The sequence below is a fragment of the Nostoc sp. DedSLP03 genome (genome assembly GCF_034530815.1).
Classification (GTDB): Bacteria; Cyanobacteriota; Cyanobacteriia; order Cyanobacteriales; family Nostocaceae; genus Nostoc.
On sequence record NZ_JAVRCK010000184.1, the window covers coordinates 1 to 5,397 of the forward strand.

General features: G+C 35.8%; 4 protein-coding genes. All 4 read left to right on the top strand.

Translation table 11 applies throughout. The features are described 5' to 3' along the window. The first annotated feature begins 359 nt into the window (after positions 1-359). Genes RM368_RS37795 through RM368_RS37810 form a run of 4 tightly spaced genes read left to right on the top strand, consistent with a single transcriptional unit; the run spans position 360 to position 5,021 of the window. Positions 360-950 (top strand): TnsA endonuclease N-terminal domain-containing protein, encoded by a 591-nt coding sequence (locus RM368_RS37795; RefSeq protein WP_322698813.1) that lies wholly within the window; start codon positions 360-362, stop codon positions 948-950. Continuing rightward, entirely contained in the window at positions 947-3,184 is a 2,238-nt protein-coding gene (locus RM368_RS37800) for a Mu transposase C-terminal domain-containing protein (protein WP_322698814.1), read from the top strand. The genes RM368_RS37795 and RM368_RS37800 overlap by 4 nt, the downstream gene beginning before the upstream one ends. A gap of 11 nt (positions 3,185-3,195) precedes the next feature. Further along, positions 3,196-4,218 carry a TniB family NTP-binding protein gene (locus tag RM368_RS37805; RefSeq protein ID WP_322698815.1) on the top strand — a complete coding sequence of 341 codons (1,023 nt, stop codon included), beginning with the start codon at positions 3,196-3,198 and terminating at the stop codon, positions 4,216-4,218. A gap of 29 nt (positions 4,219-4,247) precedes the next feature. After that, the gene (locus tag RM368_RS37810) at positions 4,248-5,021 is read left to right on the top strand and encodes a TniQ family protein (protein WP_322698816.1); all 774 of its coding nucleotides are present in this window, start codon (positions 4,248-4,250) and stop codon (positions 5,019-5,021) included. Positions 5,022-5,397 lie beyond the last annotated feature (376 nt).

Sequence of the window (5,397 nt, forward strand, 5' to 3'; positions counted from 1 at the left end):
AATCTGTTGCTCAACTTATGCTTTCAAAGTTGCTCATTTTATCCTTACAGTGACAACGATCGCTCCTCCCAACACAAAATAAGATACCCTTATCTTTTATCCGATATAATCTACGACAAAAACTCACTCTCCCCAAAAGATTGTGACTTACACTGTGACTTATGTCGGTTCGCAGACTAAGTGAAAATTGTCGCGGACTATGTGAAAAATTGTCGCAGACTAATTGAAAATGAACGTGGATCAATTAAGCTGGAGAGATTATCACTAGATTGGGGGCAAGAAAGCCTTTGGCAAACGGGGTGAGAAGAATCACCAATAGTGGATCAAAGAAAATTATTGGTAAATTCCCCAGTTTGAAGATGGACACCATCATTTGGTGGGAGTCCCAAATTGAGCGAGATTACATTTATCTGCTAGAGATTGATCCAACAGTCCAGTCATACAGGGGCCAGCCATTCAAAATAACTTATATCTCAAAAGGTGTAACTAAAAACTATACCCCCGATTTCTGGGTACAAAGAATAGGGCAACAACAGGTGATAGAAGTCAAACCTGCATCCCAGGTTAATGACCAAAAAAATCTTGATAAATGGAGACATATCAGCCATTTATGTGAAGAGCGGAGCATGAGATTTATGGTAGTGACCGATACAATGATTCGGCAGCAACCTAAACTGGATAATATTAAGCTGTTATACAAGTATGCCCGTAGTCCATTTACACTACAACAATACTTAGACTGTCAATGTTATTTCACTTCCAGAGAACCAACGCCTTTCAAACAGGTATGTCATGATCTAGAGCGAAAAGGAATATATCCTAACCTATTATTCAAACTACTGTATTTTGGCTGGCTGTCAACAGATTTAATGCAATCTATAGGTGCAGCAAGTTTAATTGAACTATCTCAATTTAAGGGTGATGTGGAAGCATTACTTTTGGATGTATGAATAGATTCCAAATCAGACCTGGACTTCATTTTTGGCTAAAAGGGCGCGAATACGTCATTAAACAGCAGTTAGCCAATGGTGAATTACAGATATGTGAAGTCGTTACCGAAGTCTTGTCTAGAATTACATATACAGCTTTAGTTCAGTTGCTTTTTAGGGAAGAATTAGAACTTCAATCAACAGAATCTTTTGGTGTTATTAAACGAAAAGGAAATGAGACTCAAGCTGATTTTACTCAACTTCCTGAAGAAATTCGCTTTGAAGCCAAAAGAAAATACAGCTATGTAAGCTTTGTTTTAGAGCAAGATATACCTCAAAGGACTCCAGCTAGTCTGCAACCGATTATTGAACAAGTATCAGAACAAATTAATGACCTTAATCCGCCAAATTGGTTAACACTTTACCGTTGGCTAAAAGCTTATGAAAGCTCAGGTCAGGATATTCGTTCATTAGTTCCTAAGCATAAATGCAAAGGAGATTACCGACCCAAACTAGAGAAAGAAGTAATTCAAATTATTGATAGTTGCATTCAAGAAATCTATTTAAATCCTTCTCGACCAGATATGGCAGATGTACATGATGAAATTCTGCGCCAAATTAGGCAGGAAAATCTTACTCGTGCAAGCATTGGTCAAAAAGCTTTAGAAATTCCACATCGTTCAACTATTTACAGATTTGCATCTAAATTAGATCCATGTGTAGTCGCTAAAAAACGTTTAGGCAACCGTATAGCCTCTCAAATGTATGACCCAGTAATGAAGGGGCCACGCCCTAATCGTCCTTTAGAAAGGATAGAAATTGACCATACTAAACTGCCATTGTTTGTAGTAGACGCAGAACATCGAATGCCTATTGGCACCCCTTGGTTAACTTCTGCTGTAGATAAATATTCAGGAGTCATACTAGGGTATTACGCCAGTTTTGAACCTCCGAGCTATTTATCGGTAATGCAATGTTTGCTACACGTTATCCGTCCCAAAAACTATCTAATCGAAAATTTCCCAAGCGTAGTAAATACTTGGGACACTTATGGACTGCCAGAAGTGATTGTGGTTGATAATGGAAAAGAATTTTATAGTACACATTTTGAAGATGCTTGCTTATCTTTGGGAATAGCTATTCAATATTCACCACCCAGAATGCCCTGGTACAAAAGTTCAATAGAACGATATTTTGGTGCAGTAAATAGTCAACTTTTGAGTGACCTACCAGGGAAAAAATTCTCAAACTTTATGAAGAAATATGATTACGACCCTCTGAAAAATGCAGTGATTTCTTTTGAAGCACTGCAAGAAATTCTACATATCTTCATTATCGATATTTATAACCGAAGTTCTCATCCAGAATTAAAATCGCCTCGGACATCTGTGTGGTCAAAAGCTATCCAAGAGTTTCCCCCAGCTTTACCAGGTTCTTATCAACAACTAAAAGTATTAGTGGGAAATATAACCACACGCAAAGTCACTAGAAGGGGGGTAGAGTTTGAAGGACTTATCTACAATAGTTTTGAATTATCTCGCTTCCGTTCATCAGCTTTAGCATCAGAAAAAGCAACTGTTAAATATGACCCTACAGATTTATCTCAAATCTATGTTTTTGATCCAACAATCCATCAATTTTTATCTGTTCCTGCTCTCAGCCAAGAGTATACTAAAGGGTTAAGTATTTGGCAACACCAAGTAATTAAAAAACTGGCACGTCAGGAAGCTGAACAAGTTGATATTATAGCATTAGCCTTAGCCAAAGAGCAGATTCAAAAAATTGTTGAGCAAGAATGGATGTCATCAAAGAAAGGCAAAACCCGTACTGCTATGGCGAGATGGAAAGGTATCGGTCGTTCAGGGCTGAATACAGGAGACTTTGAGTTTTCTAAAGATGAGCAGCTTTTGAATAATGATATCGCTGTAAATTCAATTGCTCCTCAAACTGTTACTATACCAAAGAGTGAATTTTCAGTAATGTCAGGTATATCAGACCTTGGTAGTGCATTCAACAATGAATTTTCATCATCCTCAATTGAAGAAAAAATAGAAGTTGAAAATTTTAATAACGTTCAAAGCCCATCTTGCAAAGACAGTGGGGAGAATTCAATAAAACCAAATAAGCGAAAAAGCTCATTAAATAAAAAATCTAATGTTGAAGTTAGTGATAAGCTCTCTGAAAACTTAGAAGAAACTGCTTCATGGAAACCAGACTTATCTGGTTGGGATGTCAGTATCGGATTACCTTCATAAAAACTATTAATATGCCAAAAATTCCAAAATCTTTGTCAAACATGACTTTATCAGAAAAGCTATCCATAGCTAATAATATTTATGTTGCCTATCCTCGATTTAAAGAAATTTTATCTGCAATAGAGGATTGTCATAATTTTTCTAATCTCAAAGATGAACCTGAATGCTTATTTTTAAAGGGGGAAACTGGAGCAGGTAAAACTACTATTTTTAAAAGCTATGCTCAAAAATATCCCAGGATTGAAACAGATTCAGGTACTATTGTAAAATTATTGTCTGTGACCATTCCATCTCCAGCAACTGTCAAAAGTGTTGTGAGTAAACTGTTATGGGAATTGGGAGACCCTGCTTATGAAAAAGGCACCATCAGCAATCAAACAATCCGACTAATTGGATTGATGAAAGATTGTGGAGTTTCTTTAGTTTTTTTAGACGAATTTCAACACTTTATTGATAGAGATTCAGCCAAGGTTCTCAGAACAGTATCAGATTGGCTGAAAAATTTAATACTCGACACAAAGGTACCGATGGTACTTATTGGATTACCCGAAGCTGAAGCAGTTTTTAAATTTAATCCTCAATTAAGCCGAAGATTTGCTAATAGACATAATCTTAGCCCTTTTTCTTGGACAGAGGATTGCGGAAAAGAATTTCGGACTTTTTTACACGCAATAGAATCGCAGCTTCCCCTTGAATTAGAATCAAATTTAGCTAGTGAGGAGATGGCTTTTCGTTTTTACTATGCTTCTGATGGAATTATAGCTTACGTAATGAAGCTAGTTCGTTATGGAACTTACTTGACATTAACAGAAGGTCTAAACAAACTTGATTACCCGGTTCTGGCTAGGGCTTTTGAAAAATATGTAAGAGCTGACAAGCCTTACAAGAAAAACCCTTTCCTTAACGATGATTGTTTAGTAAATCTAGAAAAGAAAATATCTTTAAACGAATCTCTGGTTAATATAGGAAGTACTAACCAAAGAATTAAAACTAAAAAGAGAAATCAAAAGGCATCGGATGTTATGCATAAATAATATTAAACGTGTGTGCCAATAAAAAACTTTTGCGCCGACCTCGCCCGTATATAGATGAGAGTCTTATTGGCTATATTGCTAGACTTGCAGATACTAATTATTACCCTTCTGCAAATTATATTTTAAAAGTTTCTCAACTGAGAGTCACAGGAATATATAGTAATATTTTTATCTCTAAAATTGATGATTTATGCCTCCTTAGTCAGATTACTGAAGTAGAAGACAGTATTCTTTGGGCAATGGCATTCTCTTCAACTAATCCTTGTAGCTCTGCATACATTTTCACAAGCGTAGTCAAAGCATTTGGCGAAAATATTTCTACCTCTTTATTTAATAAAACTGGGGCCAGATTTTGCCCTATCTGTTGGCAGACCAAAGCTTATTATTCTCAGGTTTGGCATCTATCTCGTGTCAGAGTATGTCCATTTCATAAATGTTTTTTGATTGATACTTGTTACAACTGTAATAATAAAATTAAGTTTTTAAGACCGAGATTGTTCAATTGTCAATGTGGCTTTGATTTACGTGATTCTCAAATAAATATTGCCAATATTGAGGAATTTGCTTTGTCTTTCCAGATTTACAGATTATGCCAAGTACCTGAGATAGAATCTATTAATTACAATAGTCAAATTCAAGATTTAGAAACTGTAAAATCGAACAAATTAAATAGCTTTTCCAATTATAATTATGATTTATTTGAAGGTTTGATAGCCAAAGAGCCAACAGTTAGGAATGATACATTTTTCCCTTTTTTGGGGTTAGAAAAATTACTTAATTTACCGACACAGATGTTGGAATAAATTACTAAGACTAAGTACACGTCATCGTAAAAAAGGGTCGGAAATGAAAATTGAGATGCCTTTGGCAAGCGAAGATATCACACTAGACACTACTCATTCCAAAAGTGAATTCCGTACCTCATTTAAGTGGAGTGTACTAAAGTAAAGATATAAATACTACAGTTTGCTTGCGTATGAAGTCCAAGGAAATTTTCAAATAGTCTGCGAATTTGGTAGGAAATTTTCAAATAGTCTGCGACAATTTTTCACTTAGTCTGCGACAACACAAGCCAGAAACCCTATTCTTCCGTTGAGAATTTTTCATTTAGTCTGCGAACCTACACTTACACCATAAGTTGTCCGCTACGGACAGCTTATGGTTGAAAATCATCCAAAG